At 67.9% G+C, this 20,294-nt stretch carries 16 protein-coding genes and 3 pseudogenes; 7 read left to right on the forward strand and 12 right to left on the reverse strand.

Annotation, left to right across the window (positions count from 1 at the left end):
* Window positions 1–7 precede the first annotated feature (7 nt).
* Window positions 8–2,101, reverse strand: a complete 2,094-nt coding sequence (locus tag ACIQBL_RS38630) for a HelD family protein (protein WP_401950950.1) — start codon at window positions 2,099–2,101, stop codon at window positions 8–10.
* Window positions 2,102–2,381: 280 nt separating this feature from the next.
* On the opposite strand from ACIQBL_RS38630, the gene ACIQBL_RS38635 reads away from it, so the two are divergent.
* Window positions 2,382–2,564, forward strand: coding sequence for a hypothetical protein (locus tag ACIQBL_RS38635; protein WP_401950953.1), 183 nt, complete (start codon window positions 2,382–2,384; stop codon window positions 2,562–2,564).
* Window positions 2,565–2,594: 30 nt separating this feature from the next.
* On the opposite strand, the gene ACIQBL_RS38640 is transcribed toward ACIQBL_RS38635, so the two are convergent.
* Window positions 2,595–4,235, reverse strand: coding sequence for a DNA repair helicase XPB (locus ACIQBL_RS38640; protein ID WP_401950956.1), 1,641 nt, complete (start codon window positions 4,233–4,235; stop codon window positions 2,595–2,597).
* A 108-nt stretch (window positions 4,236–4,343) separates the two neighbouring features.
* Between ACIQBL_RS38640 and ACIQBL_RS38645 the strand changes: the two genes are divergently transcribed.
* Window positions 4,344–5,903 (forward strand): recombinase family protein, encoded by a 1,560-nt coding sequence (locus ACIQBL_RS38645; RefSeq protein ID WP_401951138.1) that lies wholly within the window; start codon window positions 4,344–4,346, stop codon window positions 5,901–5,903.
* Between the two features lie 79 nt (window positions 5,904–5,982).
* On the opposite strand, the gene ACIQBL_RS38650 is transcribed toward ACIQBL_RS38645, so the two are convergent.
* The 3 genes and pseudogenes from ACIQBL_RS38650 to ACIQBL_RS38660 all read right to left on the reverse strand — a co-directional run bounded on the left by ACIQBL_RS38650 (window position 5,983) and on the right by ACIQBL_RS38660 (window position 8,462).
* On the reverse strand, window positions 5,983–6,492 hold the full coding sequence (locus tag ACIQBL_RS38650) for a hypothetical protein (protein WP_401950958.1): 510 nt from the start codon (window positions 6,490–6,492) through the stop codon (window positions 5,983–5,985).
* Window positions 6,493–6,939, reverse strand: a pseudogene (locus ACIQBL_RS38655) (replication initiator); the annotation flags it as partial.
* A gap of 294 nt (window positions 6,940–7,233) precedes the next feature.
* Window positions 7,234–8,462, reverse strand: a pseudogene (locus ACIQBL_RS38660) (helix-turn-helix domain-containing protein).
* Between the two features lie 658 nt (window positions 8,463–9,120).
* On the opposite strand from ACIQBL_RS38660, the gene ACIQBL_RS38665 reads away from it, so the two are divergent.
* On the forward strand, window positions 9,121–9,474 hold the full coding sequence (locus ACIQBL_RS38665; protein ID WP_401950961.1) for a hypothetical protein: 354 nt from the start codon (window positions 9,121–9,123) through the stop codon (window positions 9,472–9,474).
* A 121-nt stretch (window positions 9,475–9,595) separates the two neighbouring features.
* On the opposite strand, the gene ACIQBL_RS38670 is transcribed toward ACIQBL_RS38665, so the two are convergent.
* From ACIQBL_RS38670 to ACIQBL_RS38680, 3 genes are read right to left on the reverse strand one after another with little or no spacing between them, the layout of a single operon-like run.
* Window positions 9,596–10,234 (reverse strand): hypothetical protein, encoded by a 639-nt coding sequence (locus ACIQBL_RS38670; RefSeq protein WP_401950963.1) that lies wholly within the window; start codon window positions 10,232–10,234, stop codon window positions 9,596–9,598.
* Window positions 10,227–11,489 carry an ABC transporter permease gene (locus ACIQBL_RS38675; protein WP_401950966.1) on the reverse strand — a complete coding sequence of 421 codons (1,263 nt, stop codon included), beginning with the start codon at window positions 11,487–11,489 and terminating at the stop codon, window positions 10,227–10,229. The genes ACIQBL_RS38670 and ACIQBL_RS38675 overlap by 8 nt, the downstream gene beginning before the upstream one ends.
* Window positions 11,489–12,295 carry an ATP-binding cassette domain-containing protein gene (locus tag ACIQBL_RS38680; RefSeq protein ID WP_401950969.1) on the reverse strand — a complete coding sequence of 269 codons (807 nt, stop codon included), beginning with the start codon at window positions 12,293–12,295 and terminating at the stop codon, window positions 11,489–11,491. The genes ACIQBL_RS38675 and ACIQBL_RS38680 overlap by 1 nt, the downstream gene beginning before the upstream one ends.
* Window positions 12,296–13,164: 869 nt before the next feature.
* On the opposite strand from ACIQBL_RS38680, the pseudogene ACIQBL_RS38685 reads away from it, so the two are divergent.
* The 3 genes and pseudogenes from ACIQBL_RS38685 to ACIQBL_RS38695 all read left to right on the forward strand — a co-directional run.
* A pseudogene (locus ACIQBL_RS38685) lies at window positions 13,165–13,401 on the forward strand (helix-turn-helix domain-containing protein); the annotation flags it as partial.
* A gap of 129 nt (window positions 13,402–13,530) precedes the next feature.
* The gene (locus ACIQBL_RS38690) at window positions 13,531–13,989 is read left to right on the forward strand and encodes an SRPBCC domain-containing protein (protein ID WP_401950972.1); all 459 of its coding nucleotides are present in this window, start codon (window positions 13,531–13,533) and stop codon (window positions 13,987–13,989) included.
* Window positions 13,986–14,330 carry an ArsR/SmtB family transcription factor gene (locus tag ACIQBL_RS38695; RefSeq protein ID WP_401950974.1) on the forward strand — a complete coding sequence of 115 codons (345 nt, stop codon included), beginning with the start codon at window positions 13,986–13,988 and terminating at the stop codon, window positions 14,328–14,330. Before ACIQBL_RS38690 ends, ACIQBL_RS38695 begins: the two co-directional genes overlap by 4 nt.
* 15 nt (window positions 14,331–14,345) lie before the next feature.
* On the opposite strand, the gene ACIQBL_RS38700 is transcribed toward ACIQBL_RS38695, so the two are convergent.
* The 3 genes from ACIQBL_RS38700 to ACIQBL_RS38710 form a co-directional block, all read right to left on the reverse strand.
* Window positions 14,346–15,172 (reverse strand): IS5 family transposase gene (locus ACIQBL_RS38700; RefSeq protein ID WP_401950977.1). Its coding sequence is split into 2 segments (ribosomal slippage): window positions 14,346–14,812 and window positions 14,812–15,172, totalling 828 coding nucleotides; the frame shifts between segments, so codons are not numbered across the junction.
* 133 nt (window positions 15,173–15,305) lie between these two features.
* A complete protein-coding gene (locus ACIQBL_RS38705) occupies window positions 15,306–15,722 on the reverse strand; it encodes a hypothetical protein (RefSeq protein ID WP_401950980.1) in 417 nt (138 codons plus the stop codon).
* 84 nt (window positions 15,723–15,806) lie between these two features.
* Complete coding sequence (locus ACIQBL_RS38710) at window positions 15,807–16,337, reverse strand: hypothetical protein (protein ID WP_401950982.1); 531 nt, start codon at window positions 16,335–16,337, stop codon at window positions 15,807–15,809.
* A 627-nt stretch (window positions 16,338–16,964) separates the two neighbouring features.
* Between ACIQBL_RS38710 and ACIQBL_RS38715 the strand changes: the two genes are divergently transcribed.
* Window positions 16,965–17,447 (forward strand): NUDIX hydrolase, encoded by a 483-nt coding sequence (locus ACIQBL_RS38715; RefSeq protein WP_401950985.1) that lies wholly within the window; start codon window positions 16,965–16,967, stop codon window positions 17,445–17,447.
* A 76-nt stretch (window positions 17,448–17,523) separates the two neighbouring features.
* On the opposite strand, the gene ACIQBL_RS38720 is transcribed toward ACIQBL_RS38715, so the two are convergent.
* Window positions 17,524–20,292, reverse strand: a complete 2,769-nt coding sequence (locus ACIQBL_RS38720) for a helicase-associated domain-containing protein (RefSeq protein ID WP_401950987.1) — start codon at window positions 20,290–20,292, stop codon at window positions 17,524–17,526.
* Window positions 20,293–20,294: the final 2 nt, after the last annotated feature.

Here is a 20,294-nt window from a genome sequence, read left to right on the forward strand (position 1 = left end):
CGCCCGATCAGGCGAGTTGGGGCGGCAGCGGCGCCGCGTGCGTGACGATCAGGCCCGACACCGCTCGGGTCAGGGAGACGTACAGGCGGCGCAGGCCCGTGCGTTCGTCGGGTTCGCCGTCGACCACGGCCCGCGGTTCGTCGAGGACCACGTAGTCGTACTCCAGGCCCTTCGCGAGGGAGGCCGGCACCAGGGTCAGCCGGGTGTCGACGGTCGTCTCCTCACCCGGGTCGATGTAACCGATGCCCGCAGCCGTCAGCGCCGCCGCCAGTCCGGGGATGCGGGCATCGGCGGCGATCAGGCCCGTCGAGCCCTCGTTGCGCAGCAACTCCTCGCAGGCGGCGACCACTTCGGCGGTGCCGGTGACGGGCCGCAGGTCGAAGAAGCCGGGGTTCTCACGGACCGACGCGACGGGGGTGAGCCCCGGGGCGATGTGGGGGAGGAGCCGGGAGGCGTACGTGATGACGTCCGTCGGCACGCGGAAACCGGCCGTCAACTCCTCGATCACGCCGTCGGACTTGCCGAGGTGGGCCAGCGCCTCGTCCCAACTCCGGGTCGCCCAGGGCGTGGTGCCCTGCGCCAGGTCGCCGAGGACGGTCGCGGAACCGGTGGTGCAGCGGCGGCCGACCGCGCGGTACTGCATCGGGGAGAGGTCCTGCGCCTCGTCGAGCACGACATGGCCGAGCGAGTGCGTCCGCTGGACGAGGTCGGTCGCCTCGTCGATCAACACGGCGTCCGCTGCTGACCACTTGGCGGCGTTCACGCTCCGCACGGCCCGCTTTCCGGATCCGGGCAGCGCCCAGAGGATCGTCTTCTGCTCGTCCTCGTCGAGGAGTCCGTCCGCGTGGGCCGCGAGGAAGTCCGCGTCCGTGAGCAGCCGCAGTACGAGTTTCGCGGGCTCGACCGGCGGCCACACCGCCTTCACGGCCGCCTTCACCGCGGCGTTGCGGGCGACGGCGTCCTGCACCCGGTCGTCCGGTGCCTCCCCGGACCGCTCCATCTGCACCAGCACGGCATGCGCGATGCGCTGCGGCAGGGCCTCGCGGGCGGCGCCGTAGCGGATGTCGCGGTCGAGCAACTCCCGCACGATGGCTTCGAGTTCGTACGCCGGGACCCGCCAGCGGCGTGAGCCGCGCACCACCATCACCGGCTCGGTCGGCAGGGTCACGTGCGAGTAGATCGCCCTGCGGAGGACCTCGGCCATGCGCGCGTCGCCCTTGACGACGGCGGCCGGTGCCTCGTCGGTGCCGCGCACCTCGACGTGGGCGACCAGGTCGTCGACCGTGCCCTGGCGGACCGTCAACTCACCCAGCGCGGGCAGGACTTGCTCGATGTAGTGCAGGAAGGACCTGTTCGGCCCGATGACGAGGGTGCCGGTGCGGGCGAGCCGCTCGCGGTGGGCGTAGAGGAGGTAGGCGACGCGGTGCAGGCCGACGGCGGTCTTCCCGGTACCGGGGCCTCCCTGCACGCACACCGTCCCGCCGAGTCCGGACCGTACGATCTCGTCCTGCTCGGGCTGGATGGTGGCGACGATGTCGCGCATCGGGCCGACGCGGGGCCGCTCGATCTCCTGCTGGAGCAGCTTGCTGGTGGCGGCGGCCTCGGCCGGGTCCATGAGGTGCTCGTCCTCGTACGCCGTCAGGTCGCCGCCCGTGTAACCGAAGCGGCGGCGCAGCGAGACGTCCAACGGGTCCTTCTTCGACGCCCGGTAGAACGGCTGCGAGACCGGAGCGCGCCAGTCGATGACCATCGGGTCGCCGTCACCGTCGTGCACATGCCGGCGCCCGATGTAGAACTGCTCGCCCCCCGCGCCCTCGGCCTGCTCGGCGCCCGGCGCGTGCAGGTAGGTGAGCCGGCCGAAGAACAGCGGGGTGTCGCTGAGGTCGGCCAGCGCCTTGATGCGCTCGTCGATCTGGCGGGCGAGGACCTCGGCGTTGACCCAGTTCGCGGTGACGTCCTTGATGTCGAGCGACTCGACGTCCTCACGCATGGCGCGCAGGGCGGAACGGGAGGAGGCCAGGTGGGAGCGTTCGCGGGAGAGCGGGTCGTCGGTGGGTTCGCCGAGAGGTTCGCCGAGGGGATCGGCGGCGGGCGTGGACAAGGGGGTGCCTCCGGAGGGCCTGCTGGTGCGGCTGCTGGGTGTGTGCTCGACGGGTGCCGACCGGTTTCCGTCCGGGCGGCGGCACTCCCTGCGGGGAGGCGGGCAAGAGCGGAGATTCTAGTGAGGCGGGCCCGGCGAGGGCCAATCGTTTTCCGTCCCCTAGGGGACACCCCCTCCACCCAGGAGGGGAGCGGGTCCGCCCGGAGGTGTACTCGGGCGGGCCCGAGGTTGGCTCTCTGGACCGATGCCGGCCTTATGTCCCAAGACGCACCATGGATTCATGAGCGCAGCAACCATCCACCCGGTCCCCGTCCGCCCGGCCGGCGCCACACCGGCCACCGGCGGCAGCCACCCCCATCGCCTGGGCAATGCCCTCCGCGCCATAAAAGTCTTCGCGGGCGCCGCGTTCAGCGTGGTCGTCCTCGGTGAGTACGGTGAGGAAGCGGGCATACGCCGTAAGTGACCGCCGGGTCACTCACGGCCGCACTCGGCCTCAGCTCTCCTTCAGGATCTCGTCCGCGTCCATGATCCGGTAGGCGTACCCCTGTTCCGCGAGGAAGCGCTGGCGGTGGGCGGCGAAGTCCTGGTCGATCGTGTCGCGGGCGACGACGGAGTAGAAGTGGGCCTGGTGGCCGTCGGCCTTCGGCCGCAGCACCCGCCCGAGGCGCTGTGCCTCCTCCTGGCGGGAGCCGAAGGTGCCGGAGACCTGGATGGCGACGGTCGCCTCCGGCAGGTCGATGGAGAAGTTGGCGACCTTGGACACGACGAGCACGCTGATCTCGCCCTCGCGGAAGGCGCCGAAGAGTTTCTCCCGCTGGGCGTTGGAGGTCTCGCCCTTGATCACGGGCGCGTTCAAGTGCTCGCCCAGCTCGTCGAGTTGGTCGATGTACTGCCCGATGACGAGGATCTGCTGGCCCGCGAAGCGCCGCACGATCGCCTCCGTGACCTTGCGCTTCGTCGCGGTCGTCGCACAGAAGCGGTACTTCTCCTCGGTCTCGGCGGTGGCGTACGCGAGCCGCTCCGAGTCCGTGAGATTGACCCGCACCTCGACACAGTCGGCCGGCGCGATGTAGCCCTGCGCCTCGATCTCCTTCCAGGGCGCGTCGAACCGCTTCGGCCCGATCAGGGAGAACACGTCCGACTCCCGGCCGTCCTCGCGCACGAGGGTCGCGGTCAGCCCCAGCCGCCGCCGCGCTTGCAGATCCGCGGTGAACTTGAAGACGGGCGCGGGCAGCAGATGCACCTCGTCGTAGAGGATGAGCCCCCAGTCGCGGGAGTCGAAGAGCTCCAGGTGGGGGTAGATCCCCTTCCGCCGCGTGGTCAGCACCTGGTACGTGGCGATGGTGACGGGCCGGATCTCCTTCCGGGTCCCGCTGTACTCGCCGATCTCCTCCTCCGTCAGCGAGGTCCGCTTCACCAGCTCGTGCTTCCACTGCCGGGCGGAGACGGTATTGGTGACGAGGATGAGCGTGGTCGACTTGGCCTGCGCCATCGCCCCCGCCCCGACGAGGGTCTTCCCCGCCCCGCAGGGCAGCACGACGACACCGCTCCCCCCGTGCCAGAAGTTCTCCACGGCCTGCTTCTGATACGGCCGCAGCGCCCACCCGTCCTCGTCCAGCTCGATCGGGTGCGCCTCCCCGTCGACGTACCCGGCGAGGTCCTCGGCCGGCCAGCCCAGCTTCAGCAGCACCTGCTTGATCTGCCCGCGCTCGGAGGGGTGCACGGCGACGGTGTCGGGGTCGAGCCGGTTGCCGACGAGCGGGGCGACCCGCTTCGACCGCAGGATCTCCTCGAGGACGGGCCGGTCGGTGGTGGTGAGCACGAGCCCGTGCGCGGGGTGTTTGCTCAGCGTGAGCCTGCCGTACCGGTCCATGGTCTCGGCGATGTCCACGAGCAGCGCGTGCGGCACGGGATACCGGCTGTACTCCACCAGCGCGTCCACGACCTGCTCGGCGTCGTGCCCGGCGGCCCGCGCGTTCCACAGCCCCAGCGGCGTCACCCGGTACGTGTGGATGTGCTCGGGCGCCCGCTCCAGCTCGGCGAACGGCGCGATGGCTCGCCGGCAGTCGTCGGCTCGCTCGTGATCGACCTCGAGGAGCAGGGTCTTGTCGGACTGGACGATTAGGCAGGACACACATACCTCCGGAGATAAGGTCGTCTCATGACAGAACCAACGCCTGTCACAGCACGGGCTATGCCCCGTGCCCGACGCCGGAAGGGCGTCCCGGCCAGCGCGCCGGGGATGCGCGCCGCTCTCTATGTTCGCCTATCGCGCGAAACCGACGAGACGACTTCGCCGGAACGCCAGCGCGCGGCCTGTGAAGCGCTGTGCGAGGCACGCGGCTGGGAGGTCGTGACCGCCGAGGAGGACATCGACGTCTCGGGCTTCTCGCGCGGGCTCGACCGGCCGGGACTGCAACGCATCCTGACCCGGCTTGCCGAGCTGGACGTGATCGTGTTCTTCAAGATCGACCGGCTTGCGCGTTCGACGGTGGACTTCGCGGAGATCATGCGGCTTGCCGAGCACCAGAGCGTTGCGCTCGCGTCGGCGACAGAGCCGCTCGACCTCACGTCGTCCATGGGCAGGGCCATGGCGAAGGTGATCGCCGTCTTCGCTGAGCTGGAGTCCGACACCATCGGGATGCGGGTGTCCAGCGCGCACGAGCACCTGCGTCGCGAGGGTCGCTATACCGGTGGCCGGGTCCCGTACGGGTACAGGGTCGTCCCCAACCCCGGCGGGGAGGGCAAGGTACTCGCGGTCAACAAGGACGAAGCCAAGACGATCAAGCGGATCGTGGAGCAGGTCCTGACCAAGGACTCGCTCATGCAGATCATCAACGACCTCAACGAGGAAGGCGTCCCGTCACCTGGCCACGCCTCACGCCAGACCGCGGGCAAGCGAAGTGACTCCAAGCAGTGGTACACGACGACGTTGCGCAGCCTGCTGGGCAACCCGCAGTTGCTCGGGCAGGTCATCGAGGATGGAAAGCCGATCCTGCGGACGGACGGTCTTCCCCTGGTCAACCGCCCGCCGATCCTCGACATGGACACCTGGCAGGCGCTCCAGGACGAGTTGGAGCGCCGGGCCAACCCCGGTGAGAAGCGTCGGGCGGGAACGTCCCTGCTGCGCGGAATCATGCACTGTGGAGTCTGCGGTGAGCGTATGTACACCTTCAACGGGCGCAACGGTCAGCTTCGGTACCGGTGCATCGGTCCGCTGAAGTACCGCCAGCGGGCGGCGAAGGGGGAGGAGAAGCCGGGTGTGAAGTGCTACGGGCCGACCGTGGCGGGGGTGACCACCGAGGAGTACGTCATCGAGCAGTTCATCGAGAAGTACGGGCACCTCCCCGTGATGCGGCTGGTCCAGGAGGCGGGCGAGGACTTCTGGCCGCAGATCAGGCAGGCTGAGGAAGCGTTGGCCGACTTGCAGAAGGACCGCTACGACCGGGGCCTGTTCAGGGGTGATGACGGAGCGATCCGGTACGCGGAGCAGTACGCCAAGCTGGAAGATCGACTGGCGACCCTGAAGGACAGGCAGCGAACGGCGAAGCCGGGCGGCGTGAAAGCGGAGCCGACCGGCGAGACGCATGCCGAGCAGTGGAAGCGCTCGGACATGGCCGGTAAGCGAGATCTGCTGTTGAACGCGGGTGGCTATGTGGAGGTGGCACCCGCACGGCGTGGCGGCAAGAAGCTGGACACGTCGCGTCTGTCGGTGCACTTCGGCGAGGAGGGGCACATGCGGCGGGCGGCAGCGGCGAAGGAGAGCGAACAGGAGACCGAGGCGGCTGACAGCCAGGGCTGACGCCGACGTCACCGGACACACGCAGCGGCGCCCCCACCGGACGGACGAGGTGGGGGCGCCGCTTTCTGTGTTCAGGTCATTAGGCGGCGTGCTGGATGGGGTTGCGCCAAGGACCGATGACCTTGATAGAGGGGTGGAAATACGACAGCGCCGCACCGTCGCGGGTTGTGAACTCAACTGTCTCTGCAACGAGTTCGCAGAGGGCGTCCCCGCCTGTCTCGGACAGTGCCGTCCTCAGCTTTGGGACGGATTCTGCCAGGTCCCATGAGGCGGAACTGAGGCGGAAGCCGCCGAGGGCGTATGCGTCGGCGAGGCGGAACGAGAGGCGAGTACTGGGCTTGGGTTCAAAGCGAGGTGCGGCTGTCAGCAGGCCGGCCCTGATGGATTCGGGGCCGGAGATGACGACCCGCATGGAGGTTGATCGGGGCAGCACTTCGAAGTGGTCGGCTTCGTTGCTGGCCTGGGTCGGAGGTTGCCTGCCGAAGAGCTGCCCAATGACCGCGGCGACTTCCTCAGTCCCAGTGGACACACGCCAGGAGCCTTGGCCGCACTGGAAGCGACCGACGAACGTTGTCTTGCAGTTTGTCATTTAGAAATCCCCTTCCTGCTTGAGGCGTTGGGTGTGGGCTATGTCGTGGCGGACCTGGGCTGCGAGGAACTCCTCACCGGGGCGGTAGCCGCTGCTGAGGTAGGTCCACGAGGAGGCGGTGACGAGGGTGGTCTCGTCGGTGGCGGGGTGGCGGGGTGGCGGGGTGGCGGGGTGGCCGGCGCGGGTGCGGGCAGCTTCGGTCTGGGCGAGGCGCCAGGCGCGGCGTACGTCGCGGAGTGCGCCGAGGGTGGTGGAGTAGGCGCGGGATTTGGTGGAGAAGTGGCCGCGGAAGCCGAGCATGTGGGCCCACTTCCAGAGCTTGAGATGGGCGAACTCCGGCAGGTGGCCGAGGGCCCAGGCGGTGCGGATCATCTGCCGTACGTGCTGCTGGACAGGGAGGGCCTTGATGGGTTCGGCCTGTCCGGTGCCGTCGCAGTCGGTGCACCGGTCGTGGAAGATTGATGGCGCTCTTTGGTTTTCGGAGAGCCTCATCACCAGTCCACGCCTCCGCCAGGCGGACGGAGTTGGTAAGACGCCGAGCTGTCGCTTGGCAAGGCGACGACGACCCCGATCGTTCCCGCCTTGGCCAGATCGATGGCGAGGTCGCCAAGGCGGGGATGGAAGGGGCTGCCTGCGCTCAAAGCGGTCTGGGACGCGGGGAGTTGCTGCGGAGTTCGATCGGCCCTGTCCCGAAGCTAGGTGGGTGCTCCGGGCCGAATATGAACCGCAGGAATACGACCCCTACCCGTCGAGGTGGAAGCGGTCTGACAGGCGACGCAGCTTCTCACGAGTGCTCGCCCGCTCGGCGTACACGATGCTGCGCAGGGTTGACCGGGCGATGGGATGGTTCCGGACGAGCTGGGGGGCGATGACCTCGGCCTTCTCCAGTTCCTTCAGCGCCTTGTCCCGGTTCCCGTCCCACAGCCACGCACGGGCAAGGTCCATGTGGTGGTGCCCCTGACGGGAGTTGGGAAGAGACGCGATCAACTCCTTGCTCGTGCGCCGGTTTATCGACAGCGCCTCACGTTGCTCATGCATCTCCAGGGCGACGCTGATCGCGTGGATCTGCACGTTGCCCGGCGAGAAGGTCAGACTGTGGCGGTCGTAGACCGGAGGGCCGGCGGCCTCCGTCATCCGCTTGCCTGCCGTCCGCGCGTGCTTGATCCGGTCCTTCGCTTCGGCCTTTCGACCACCCCGCGCCGCCGAGACTGCCGCGCGCAGTTGCAGTGACCCCCACGCCCGAACGGCCAGCGGCTCACCCCGCTCGTAGTCCTGCTGCACGCTGCGAATTGCCTTGTCCGACAGGGCGATGGAGTCGTCCCAATCCGCTGTGACCCACATGTCCCAGACGCGCATCCAGTCGGCTACGGCAGGCATCACAGAGTCGCCCGACAGCCGCGCGGACCACCCAGCCCGCTCGCATGCCATGGCAATCAGCTCGGGGTGCCCAAGGGCGTGCGCGGCGGTGTGAGCGAACTTGCAGCACACCGCGTAGATCGCGTACGCCTCTTCCTGCTCGTGACCCGTGGCGACTTCGCCAGAGCGCGTGCCTCGCGGAACAGGTCGGGGAGGATCTGAATGATCGCCACGTTCGCGGCAGCGTCTCGGAGGCGGTGCAGGCGCGTGGTTTCCTGCCGCAGCTGACCGGCCTGCCGGGGAGTCCCGTCAAAGACGGGAGCGAGGTCGTAACGGCGCAGTTCACGCATGATCGCTGTGGCAGAGACCTGCCACTGATTCTCGGCCGGGGAGCTGTTGTACGGCCGTCCGATCAGGTCGTTCGGGTGTACGTGCAGTTCCGAGGCGAGCAGGTTGAGAAGGCCGACACGGTCCAGCTCGATGTGTCCTCGTTCCATCTTGGACACCCACCCCTGTGTCTTGCCCAAGGCGGAGGCGAGGTCGGCTTGCGTCATCCCGAGGCGTAGCCGCGCGCGCCGTACACGACGGCCGATCTCTTCGGCTTCTTCCAGCATCAGCGCGCCCCCCCTGTAGGTGAGGCGCCGGCGGTCCTGTATGCGGCGAGGCATCGTGCTCCATCCGTCGGGCTTCTACCCTTGACGGTACCGAGGCCGCGCACCTCGTGTGCAGAGCTACGGGTCAGGACGTGCTCGCCAACACATTCAGCGGCCCCTGGGACCAAGTCCCGAGCGAAACGACGGGGCTGGGACGGCAACCCTGATGGCAACGACAGTGCTCTTGAAGACGACCGTTGGCGATCACGTCGGAGCCAGTTGGGACGTTCTGCCACGACGCTGGCTGACCCTACTGGTCAGCACATGGATCAGGACGTGATCAGGCTATTGCGCAGCACGAGTTCAACCTGAGTAACTCCGCCACGGTCCGCAACCCAAGGGCCTCCTGCGCCGACGGCGACAACCGCCATGCCGCCCCGAACAGTTCACGCACGCAGGGATCAGCGGCCGAGGACCTACCGTTCGATCAATATCCTGCTGTTTTCGCACTATGGTCGTTGCGCAACAGAAATCCTGATGCGATCATGACAGTCGGTGTGAGCGTTCAACCGCTCACACTTTTCAGTCAACCACCGGTAGCGGAACAACGGTTGGGGTTACGGCGAGGCAACGCCGCTATCCCGCCCCGTCGCCGGTCTGCACATCAGGAGAAATAAATATGGCGGAGCTCACTCAAACCGCGACGCGAGCGCGAAAGACGATGGTGCGAGCGGTTGCGATCGCGGGACTGGCCGCGGCAGCCGTCACGATGGCCGCCCCGACCGCGCTGGCCAGCGGCACGAGCAGCACGACGTACGGCTGCTATTCCACTTGGGGCAACACCGGGTCCAACGGACACTGCCAGTCGGTGTCGCGCACCGGTGACTTCCAGAACGAGATCGACTGCAGCCTCTCCGGAGACTCGTCGATCTGGTACCTGTTCCACTCCGGGTCCGCCCATTCCAGTTGGGGCTACGTGGAGTGCACTTTCTCCGCAAACAAGTCCTGGATAAACTTCAAGATTGACTCGTAAGAGGCAACGCGAGATCAGCGCTGCGGGGGTGCTCCGGTTCGGGGCACCCCCGCAGCGCGTCCATTGAGCATGCGTATGGGCAATCAGATGATCGCATACGTCGGAACTAATTTCTCTGCTGCTACCTGTTGCGCTGAAATGCGCGTCGCAACCGGTTTACGCGCCATGGAGTCAACGCCATTGCGACTCCGCCCGCAAACATGCTGCCGATTGCGATTCCCCAGCAGGGAATCGAGAAGCCGGGCTGATCCGTCCAGTCCCACCACCGGAACCGTCCCAGGCCGTCGATCTGCCAGTACGTCAGGGGGAACAGAGTGACCAGCGGAAGGATCCAGGAGAATCTCCATCCCCATGCCCGCCCGGACAGGAGGGCGAGCCCGACCCAGATCAGCAAGCCTCGGAGGAGCAGCAGAACGGTGCCCATGGGGCTTACGAGCGCTTCTGCCGCGACGAGCAGCACCGCAGCAGCTGAGACGGCTCCGACCAGGCAGGAGATCTCGACTCGTCTGAAGCCCTTCGCTGCCGCCTCTTCCAGGGAATCCATGGCGCTGCCGAGGCCGCCTACGGCGATCACGGCCAGGGCGAGGGGAATCTCATGCCTCAGAGGAGTTGCCGAGGATCCGCCACCGCTGAAGGGAAAATCGAGACGGGCGGACCCGAACGCCACATCGCATGCGATTACCACAGCCCAGGCCACTGCGATTCCGTGGAAGCGATGAGCCTGCAGGTAACGGATCCAGGTCTCGCGGAGATCAAGCACAGCGCGTCACCTTGATCACCTTGATCCGCTTCTCCACCCAGTCCTGCTGTGCCGACTGGGACTGCTTGATCAGCCTTGCGATCGCTCTCTGGTCAACACCGGGCGGCCCGCCGTGAATGCCGGACGGCTGTCCAGCGCCTGAGATTCGGGCTGCAAGCCATGAGTCCAGCTCGAAGTACGCCATCAGGCGCCGGTCTTCCGCGCTGCTGTTCGCTGCCTGGCAGAAAGGCGGAGTGGACGCCCGGGAGATTGCGATGGACATGCTGTCGGCCACCTCCCACATGGACCCTTCGAAGATCGAGAAGTCGGTGTCCTGCGCCTTGTGGCCCCTCAGCCCTTCCTCGTAGAACACCGAGGGCGACTTGATAGCAGGAGGAAGCCCGGATATACGCTTTGCCATCGCATCGAGCCGCGGTAGATACATGCGCTCTTCGGGCCATACGCAGATCTTCGGCGCTGTAAGCGTGCACGCCGGAGCACTCGGATTCGCTCGCGCCGTCTGCACCGGTCCTGCCGCGATCACGCCTGCCAGGCATGCGACAGCCAGTGCCGAGCTGCCGACGGCTGGCAGCCTCGCGATCAGTTTCCCGCGTGCGCCGGTGTATCCGGGCAAGCTTCGTGGCGTGAGAACGGCGACGGCCACCGCGGCGAGCGCCAGAGCCCACCGAATGGCGAGACGCTCCGAATTCACTTCCACGGCAGGGGCACCGGAGAGCACGAACAGGCCGGCCTTCGACGGGCCCCCGTTCATCGTCACTACTACGAAGCAGACCAGACCGGAGATGACCGGGGTGGCGAAAGCGGACGGGAACCAACGTCCGGCGCTGTGGCCGACAGCGATGCACAGAACGATGAGGGCCGCTCCCAACAGCAGGTAACTGGGCCACAGGAATCCAGGTCCGGCGTCGCGGTAACTGACTGCCGCGGCAACCGCGGCGCCCACGACGTAGGCGGCACCACCGTAAACGGCGGCTGCCGCGATGTGCGTTCCCTCGACCTGCCATCTGGGCCTGGTTCCCGCAGTGTGCTGGTCCTCGAAGCCGAGTCGATGGATCCGGCCGGAGGCCCAAGCGGCGTAGGCCGCCAGGAACGGGCCGATATAGAAGGCGGGTATCTGGGCCGCCGCGCTGGCCTGCGGCCAGACCCCGATCCACCATTGAGACCGTCCGAAAAGAACTGCCACGTCCAGGGCGACGAGGACGGGGAACCACCATCGCAGGGGAGAGCGCCGCAACTCCATCAAGAGGATACGCATCAGGCAGGCTCTCCTTGTCCTGACAAGGCCGCCATATATCCGCGTTCCAACGGGCTGTCGCCCGCCACTCCAGATCGGGTGTTGCCCGCAAGGGCCTCAGGGGTGTCGCGGAAGAGGAACCGTCCGGACTGCATGACGACGACCTCATCGCAGACTGCCGCCACGTCCTCGACGAGGTGTGTGCTCAGCACGATCGCCGAGCCCGTCAGCGACCTGATCAGCTCGCGGAACTGCAGGCGCTGTTCAGGGTCCAGGCCGACGGTCGGCTCGTCCAGGAGCAGGAGTCTCGGCGAGCCGACGATTGCGGCGGCAATGCCTGCGCGACGCAACATGCCACCGGAGAGGGACTTCATCTTGGCCTGCGCCCGTCCGTCGAGAAGGACGGATGCGATTGCTTTCAGAGTCGCGCCATGCGCCTCACGGTCAGGAACCCCGCGCAACCACGCGCTGTATCTGACGAAATCGTAGACGGAAAAGGACGGATAGTATCCGAATTCCTGAGGCAGGTAGCCGATCATGGGGCGAGCCGCCCTCGCCGACCGCTCGGAGTGCACCTTTCTGCCGTAGATCTCCAGAGTCCCCTCCCGGGGAGGCGCAACCGTGGCAAGAGTGCGGAGAAGTGTCGTCTTACCCGCACCGTTGGGGCCCAGAAGTCCATAGACTCGCACGTCGAGATCCCAGTCGAGTCCAGTGATCACCTGGTGCCGGCCGTAGCCCTGAGTGATTCCCGACAGTGACGCGATCGGTCCCACGTTGTTCCTTTCACGTGTGTGACCGGGTGCCACCCTCGGGTGGCACCCGGTCACGTCACCTCTGACTGCCGATATACCTCAAGACGTGTACAAGATGTAAGACTTCTCGATATCAAATGTGCACTCGACGCCGCCCCACTTCGAGTCCGACTCCCCGTACCCGAAGACCGTCCAGAGTGAGTCCTCGTTACCAAAGGTGCACACGCCGCGGTTCTTGTACTGGCCGGACTTCGTCACGGAGACGCAGTGCCCCACTGATCCGGTACTTCCCCAGGTGGAGTAGCAACCGTTGAGTTTGGCGCTCGTGCCGCTCGCCATCGCGGATGGCGCAGCCAGGGCGACGACAGCGACCGCCGCGCCTGTGAGCGCAGCAACCCGCGCTATTGTGTTCCGTGCCCGTCTTGTGGGCTGAGTGTGCTCCGTCATCACTGTCTCCTCCTGATGTGCAGACCGATGGCGGGGGCGGGGTCGCAGCGTTGCCTCGCTGCGGCCCCAACCATGCTGTCCGTCACCGACGCTTGACCGTGAAGGTCTCGTGAAGCGCTTTCACGACTTGTCATGATCACAGTTTTTTTTGGATCATGCAAGATCATAAAAATCATGATCAGACCAGCTGGGCGGGTCGGATGGGCTATGTCCATCGCGCCTGCTGAGCGGCAGCGCTTCTCGCCGGAAGTGCCGATGAAGCCCTGAGTTTCCGAAGTTGGCGGCAGTCCTGACGGCAACGACGGCACACGGAAGCGCATGATCGCTGCACTGGGCAATTGGAGCGGCCGACCGCAGACGCCTCTCGCCGCGCTCTGACCGATCCCACGGATCAGAAGGTCGAAGGCTAGCTAGTGCTCTGACCGCGTAGGTTCGCCGGTTTGATGGTCGTGGCGGTTGGGTGTGCGGTGACGTCTGACCCGACCGCTGGAGGCGCGGTGGCTGAGCCTGTCCGTGTGCGCAGACTGACCGACCAGGAAGGACAGCGGCTGCAGCAGATCGTGCGCCGTGGCAGCACGAGTTCGGTGCGCTACCGGCGCGCGATGATGCTGCTGGCCTCGGCCGGCGGGAACCGTGTGCCGGTGATCGCCCAGCTGGTGCAAGCCGACGAGGACACCGTCCGGGACGTCATCCACCGGTTCAACGAGATCGGCCTGGCCTGTCTGGACCCTAAGAACTCCTGACGAAATGCACGGTGTGAATCTGGCGCGGGGACTCGCCACCCGATGCGCAACCAGTTGGTTGCGCATCGGGTAGCGAGTGTGCAACCTTGATGTGGCAGGCCCAGACGAGATGAGGTTGCAATGATCCACGACACGATCGAACGCACCATCGCGATCAACGCCCCCGTGCAGCGGGTGTGGTCCGTGCTGACCGAACCCGCCTTCCTCGGTCGCTGGTTCGGCAACGGAGAGCCAGTCAAGATCGACCTGCGCCCCGGCGGTCTTCTCGTCTTCGACCACGGTGTCCATGGCGTTATTCCCGCCCGTATCGAGACCGTCGAGCCGCCGCGGCTCTTCTCCTGGAGGTGGTCCCAAGGCGCCGCTGGAGAAGAGCCGGACGACACCAATGCCACCCTGGTCGAGTTCACCCTGGCCGAAGACGACTCCACCGGAAGCACCCAACTCACCTTGATTGAGAGCGGATTCGCGCGGCTCGGGCTGCCAACCGACGAGGCTGCCGAACGTCACCGCGCCAACAGCCAGAACTGGCCCGGCAAGCTCGACCAACTGCGCGCGGTCTGCGAACCGACCAAGGCATGACCCGCACTGCCGATGACGATCAGGTCTCCGAGCATGTGCTGGTAGCCCTGGCTGACCCGATTCGTCGAGAAGTGCTCGCCATGCTTGCCCGCGAAAGCGGCGCCACATCGACATCCCTGGCAGCGAGCCTCCCCGTCACCCGCCAGGCGGTGGCAAAACACCTGGCCGTCCTGGACCGAGCTGGGCTCGTCCGCGCCCACCGGGCCGGCCGCGAGGTCCGCTACGAAGCCGACCTGCAACCGCTGAAGCAGACAACGCGGTGGATGGCCGCCCTCGCCACCCAGTGGGAACACCGCCTCAACACCATCAAGGCCCTGGCGGAAGGCGCCACTGAGCCCTGAATCCCGCATGCCACCTCACGAACCCGTGGCACGGCACAGTCTCCTCCAGCAGATGAGCGCGCACCCGAGGGTGAGGAAGGCTTCGTGGATGTCGTCGCGTATCTCCCAGCGGATCCGCAGGCGGCGGAACCAGTGCAGGAGTGCGAAGCTCTGTTCGACGACCCACCGGTGGACGCCCAGCCCTGAGCCGTGTTCGGTGCCGCGGCGGGCGATGGCCGGGGTGATCCCGATGGCCCGGACCTGCTTGTGGTACTTGTCGTGGTCGTAGCCGCGGTCGGCGTAGAGGCGGTCGTGGCGTCGGCGGGGTCGTCCGCGTCGGCCGCGTACTGGCGGAATGGCCTCGATCAAGGGCATGAGCTGGGTGACGTCGTTGCGGTTGCCGCCGGTCAGGGAGGCGGCCAAGGGGATGCCGTGCGCTTGGGTGATCAGATGGTGCTTGGAGCCTGCTCGGGCACGGTCGACAGGGCTCGGTCCAGTTTTGGGCCGCCCTTCATGGCCCGCACGTGAGAGCCGTCGATCACCGCCCGGGACCAGTCCAGAGCGCCGGCGGCGTGCAGCTCGGCCAGCAGCGATTCATGCAGACGCCGCCACACACCCGCGTCGTTCCAGTCCCGCAGGCGCCGCCAACAGGTCATGCCGGAGCCGAAACCCAGTTCCTGGGGCAGGAACTCCCACGGAATGCCGGTGTACAGCACGAACAGGATCCCGCACAGGACCTTGCGGTCGTCCAGACGCCTGCGTCCCGGGTGATCCGCGCGGCGGCGCACGACCGGCAACAACGGCTCGATCCGCGCCCACAACTCATCGGACACGATCCACGGCAGCTTCTCACCCCTCCTCATGTGAAGGCTAACCCGCCATCAAATACCAACATTCCAAGGAGAGAAGCAGCATCCTGTTAGGAGTTCTTATTGGGCACCGGGCATAGTGCCCGGTCGTGCCGGACGTCACTACATGATCTCAGTGGGGCTCGTCCTACCCGCCGGTGACCAGAGTGACGTCTCCGACTTCCATGGATTTCGGAAGATCGGGGAACTCGGCCGAGGCAAGCATTCGCGTTACCGCGTGCTCGATCTGCAGGGCGGCTAGGTCAGGCATGGCGTCCCATGCTCTGAGGTCGGTGACATGCGCGAAGAGCCGGTTGGTGGGCAGCCAGCGAAAGCTGACGATGATCAGTTGGCCCGCTGCGCTGACATCCAGTACTTCGACCTGGTCCCAGGGTGACGGAGGTTGGTACGGGGGCGCGTCGCTGTCGAGGGGAGCGTAAGCGTGCCATCCGGGGTGATCATTCATGGTTTCGGACGATGGTTGACTCTCGCGGGCTTCTCTTGCCAGTTGGGGCAGGACGCGGGACAGATCCGCAACGACAGACTCCATCAGCAATGCGTCCATGGTGCCCTTCTCGTTCTGCGTGGGATCCCGGCCGGACAGGTATCAGGCTATGTCTGGCCGGGATCCCACGCCCCTTTCAACCTGTCAGAGTGAGGTGTTGACCCAGTCGGGGCACTGGTTCTCCTCCTGGAAGGAGGCGTTCCTGCAGAAGGCAGTCACGACACCCATCGGGTGATCGTCCGGAGATCCCGATCCCTTGGTTCGCTGCTCGTACAGCTCGACGAACTGCTTGATGCCTCTGGGCCCCTTGAAGTACATGCCGTACAGATACCGGCCGTTGCTCTGCTTGATGCCGTGGGAGTTGTTGTAGATCACGACGAGCATGGGATCCTCGTACAGGTTGTGATCTACGAATGCGTGGGTGTAGCCGAACCCCCTCGGGTTCGCCTTTCCGACACGGATCCACACGGCGTGCCCTCTGTCCGCGTTGTCCTTCATGATGTCCATGCAGGACCAGGCCGCATGAGCACCGTTGTAGGTGGTCCCCCTCGGGCACGAGGTCTGCGGCGTGGGAGGATCGGACGCGGGTGTCACGGCGTCGGTTGTGGCATCCGTGTCGTCGGCTGCAGTGGATGTGTTCACCTCCGCCATGTCGGCAACGTCGTCATCCGACATGCCGGCCGAGCTGGCGGTGTTGATCGCATCCGCGTCGGCCCCCGTGGCGTCCGCGTATGAGTGCCACTCACCCTCGGGGGCGGTGGTACTGCTGTCCGCCGTGGTGCTGCCGTCTGTGGACGGGTCCGCGGCCGATGCCGTGGCTCCTCCGACGAGCAGGCTGGCCCCGAGGGTCAGCGCGGTGATGGTGCATCTGAGTCTTGCTCGCAATGCGGTTCCCCCTATTGCTGTGCATGACAATCGGTCGTGATCACGCTACGGGTGGACGCGAAAGGAGGCGAACGCTTGATCGAAGGCGTGGGAAGGTTTTGCCGTCCCGTGAGGGGGAGGGAATTGATCACCCTATGGGCCCAGCAGGAGACGCCGTCCGAGGGTCACGGCTACGCATCGGAAGGTGGCAGGTGTCCGAGTGGAACGCGGGGCCAGCGGATCTCGTGTTGACCACAGCGCCCGTGACCAGGCAAACCGCTCCACAGCTCGGACCTATCCCATAGTGTGTGCATCACGCCTGATCGTATGGACGATGAGGGGGCCATTCACGTACGTACACATCCCTTCCGCACGGCCAAACGTCCAGTGTGCACTACCGGCCGATGATCACGGCGTGCGCTCTGCGAGGGTGGGCCCATGGGAGAGCTGGTGGATCGGGTGGACGAACGGGACCGGGTGCTCGGGATCGTGGACCGGGGCGAGGCCATCGCGCAGCACTGGCTGCACCGCGTAGCGACGACCGTGTGCCGGGACGGGGAGGGCCGCGTCCTGGTGCACCGGCGGGCGGCGGACATGTCCCGGTTCCCGGGGCAGTACAACTTCCTGGTCGGCGGCGCCGCGGAGGTCGGGGAGTCCTACGAGGAGGCGGCGGCCCGTGAACTCACCGAGGAACTCGGGGTGCGGGCGCCGGTGCGGTTCGCGTTCAAGTACCTGTGCCGGGGCGTGATCAGCCCGTACTGGATGGGCGTCCACGAAGCGGTCCTCCGCACGGACATCACCCCTGACCCGACCGAGATCGCCTGGCACGCGTGGGTCACGGAGGACGAGGTGCGGAAGATGGCCCGCCGCCCCACGTTCGTGGCGGATTCCGTCGAGGCGCTGGACCGCTACCTGAGCTGAGCCGCGCCGACCCCAGCCACTGCCTTCTGCGGAAATGTGACACATGGGGGTAGGGGTGTCACATTTCTCCAGCCGCCTACCCCTCCGCCAGCTCGGCGACCCCCGTGACCCGGTGCAGCGGATACGTCCGTACCTCGTCCGCCGTATGGTCGTACGCCGTGACGAAGCCGCCCTCCACGCGGAGGGGGGCGATGACGCGCTGGCTGGCGGAGCCCTCGGCGTTGACGTAGCCGATCCAGAGGGTGTCGCCGGTGAGGACGGCGGCCTGCATGGTGGCGAGGGTCTCGGCGGAACTGGTGCGGGGGAGTTCGCCGGCCGGGGACGGGGTCGTTTTGAGGGGAGTCGTGGAGGCCCGGTCGCCCGCCCTGATCGCCCTGATCGCGGCCGACAGGAGCGTCGTGTCCGGGGTCGGCGGGCCGTCCGGTACCGGTTCCGGGGCCGTGCGCGGCGGGGTGCGGTGGGCGTGGGCGCGGGTGATGACGACATCGCCGTCGGCGGACTCGGCGGCAGGGGCGAAGCCCATCGCGCGCAGGCCGTCGAGGAGTGCCGCCGGGTCGGCCTGGGCGGCGAGCACGGTCGGGGCGAGACGACGCAGGCGCAGGCCCGCGGACCGTTTGTCGGCCAGGATCTCGCTGAGTACCGCGTCGTCGTCGCAGCGCACGTACGCCGAGGCCGCGCCGATCCGCAGATGGCCGTGCCGGCGGGCCACGTCGTCGATCAGATAGGCGAGCGGCTGCGGGACCGGCGTACGGGAGTGCGCGGTGAGGAAGTCGTGCAGGTCGGAGGCCGAACGCCCCGCGTCCAGCGCGCGGCGCACCGAGCCCGGCGTGAAGCGGTACACCGTCGCACCGCCCTTGGACTCCACGTCCGCGAGCACGTCCAGCATGTCCGCCAACGGCCGTTCCAGCGGGCCGGGGGCAACCGCCGTCAGGTCCGCCTGAAGCAGCACGTGGTCCAACGGCTCGGGGAGCAACGGCGCGAGCAGCCGAGCGGCGGCGGCACTGGCCACGGACTGCTCGGCGGGGGAGAGGGGTTCGGGGGGTGCGGGTGTGGGTGTGGGTGGGCGGTGGGCGTAGTGGTGGACGGGAAGCCTGTCGCCGGGACCGGAGGAGCCCGACGCACCGGAGGGGTTCAATACGCCGGAGCCGCCGGAGCCGCCGGAGCCGCCGGAGCCGCCGGAGCCGCCGGAGCCGCCGGAGCCGCCGGAGCCGCCGGAGCCGCCGGAGCCGCCGGAAGGGCCGGCCGTCGCAAGCCCGCCCCCCGCCGCCACACGCGTCGCGGAACCCGCCCCCGAACCCGCCCCCGAACCCGCCACCGCCCCCTTCCCCGCCCCCAACAACGCCCGCCCCTGCCCCGACAAGGCCCCCCGCCCCGTCACCCCCAACATCTCCGCCTCGCCGAGCGTCCACCGCGCGAGGCGACTACGCAGATCGTCGTCCCCCTGAGCACTTCCCTGGGTACCCCCCGGCGGATTCGCCTGCACACCCCCCGCCCCCCGCAACGGCCGCTCCCACCGCAACCGCGCCAGCACCGACTCGGCGGACGGCGACGCACCCTCGGGCAGCCCGGCGAGCAGCCCGAGCACCCGGTGTCGTACTTCCGGCGCGGCCGAGCGGTCCAGACCGGGCCCCAGCGCCGACAACGTCCGCTCCTTCGCGTCCCGCCCCCCGACCAGCCCCGACGTCCGGGTCGCCGTCAGCCAGGTCTCCGCGAGCCGTGCCCAGCGCTGCGCGGCGGGCTGCTCCAGCCATTCGTCGTAGGCCGGGGTCGCCGCGTACCGTTCGTCCGCCTCGCCGTCGGAGGCCAACAGGCCTGCCGCGTAGGCGAGTTCGACCCAGAACGCGGCGACGGGCTCCGCCACGTCCAGCGCGACGGCGGTCCGCTTCAGGTCCCGGACGCTCAGCCCGCCCGCCCGCAGTACCGTCGGCCCGCCCTCGTCCCAGTCCTTCAGCAGCTCCTCGACCGTCGCGAGCGCCGTGTACGCCTGCCCGGCCGCTGCCTCGTCCACAACCTGTGGACGGTGCGTCGCCTTCGCCTCGACGGCCGGCGCCACCGGCTCCGTTCCGCGGTGCGCCCGCCCGGCCCGCAGATGCAGGGCCACTTCGCGGGGGAGTACGACCGTGCCGGGCGCCGTCGGCAGCAGCAGCCCCCGGTCGATGAGCCAGCGCAGCCGGGCCGCGGGGTCGGCGGTCACCTGCCCGTAGGGCGGCCCCCAGACCAGCCGGTTCAGCACCTCCAGGGACTCCTCGGGGGCGCCGGCGAGCAACGCCTTCATCCGCCGCCGGCCGGTGAACAGCTTGGTGAGCGCGGCCACCGCGGACACCGAGTCGTGTGTGGAGGGCAGACCCGCCGCCGTCACGATCTCCTGGATACGGCCCGGCGACATCCCCGCCGTGGCCTCCGCGACCGTGGGCCCCAGGCCGGTCGGCGACGGATGCTGCGGCGACGGCGCCAGCAGCTCACGCGCCGTACGCACCAGCCGCAGCCGGTCGTCCCCGCCCCACACCAGCGCCTGCTCGCGCAGGGTCACGACGGCGCGGGGCAGCGCGTCGGCGACCGCCGGGTCGCGCGCGTCCCCCGCCATGAGCCCGAGCAGCTCGTCGTACGGCGCCGGGTCCGCCGCCACGGCCAGCGCCTCCGCCGTCTGCAGCGTGAAACGGTCCAGCCGCTCCAGCGCCCGCACGACCGACGCCCGCGTGCCGGCCCGCGTCGCGAGCTGCGTGAGGTCGGTGGGCACGGGCGTGATGAGGTCGGGACGGCTGCGCAGCAGCGCGGCCAGGGAGACGTCGTCCCTGCTTCGAAGTGCCTCCGCGAGCGAACGGGGCGGCGTGGCCGGGGTGCTCATCC

It is taken from the genome of Streptomyces sp. NPDC088350 (assembly GCF_044753545.1).
GTDB lineage: Bacteria > Actinomycetota > Actinomycetes > Streptomycetales > Streptomycetaceae > Streptomyces.

What these genes read in the sequence shown, in the direction of transcription:
- ACIQBL_RS38665 (WP_401950961.1), top strand. Translation starts at nt 9,121, where the DNA reads ATGGCGGAGCTCACTCAAACCGCGACGCGAGCGCGAAAGACGATGGTG.
- ACIQBL_RS38720 (WP_401950987.1), bottom strand. Translation starts at nt 20,292, where the DNA reads ATGAGCACCCCGGCCACGCCGCCCCGTTCGCTCGCGGAGGCACTTCGA.
- ACIQBL_RS38710 (WP_401950982.1), bottom strand. Translation starts at nt 16,337, where the DNA reads ATGTCGGATGACGACGTTGCCGACATGGCGGAGGTGAACACATCCACT.
- ACIQBL_RS38675 (WP_401950966.1), bottom strand. Translation starts at nt 11,489, where the DNA reads ATGCGTATCCTCTTGATGGAGTTGCGGCGCTCTCCCCTGCGATGGTGG.
- ACIQBL_RS38695 (WP_401950974.1), top strand. Translation starts at nt 13,986, where the DNA reads ATGACCCGCACTGCCGATGACGATCAGGTCTCCGAGCATGTGCTGGTA.
- ACIQBL_RS38715 (WP_401950985.1), top strand. Translation starts at nt 16,965, where the DNA reads ATGGGAGAGCTGGTGGATCGGGTGGACGAACGGGACCGGGTGCTCGGG.
- ACIQBL_RS38650 (WP_401950958.1), bottom strand. Translation starts at nt 6,492, where the DNA reads ATGACAAACTGCAAGACAACGTTCGTCGGTCGCTTCCAGTGCGGCCAA.
- ACIQBL_RS38635 (WP_401950953.1), top strand. Translation starts at nt 2,382, where the DNA reads ATGAGCGCAGCAACCATCCACCCGGTCCCCGTCCGCCCGGCCGGCGCC.
- ACIQBL_RS38645 (WP_401951138.1), top strand. Translation starts at nt 4,344, where the DNA reads ATGCGCGCCGCTCTCTATGTTCGCCTATCGCGCGAAACCGACGAGACG.
- ACIQBL_RS38690 (WP_401950972.1), top strand. Translation starts at nt 13,531, where the DNA reads ATGATCCACGACACGATCGAACGCACCATCGCGATCAACGCCCCCGTG.
- ACIQBL_RS38705 (WP_401950980.1), bottom strand. Translation starts at nt 15,722, where the DNA reads ATGGACGCATTGCTGATGGAGTCTGTCGTTGCGGATCTGTCCCGCGTC.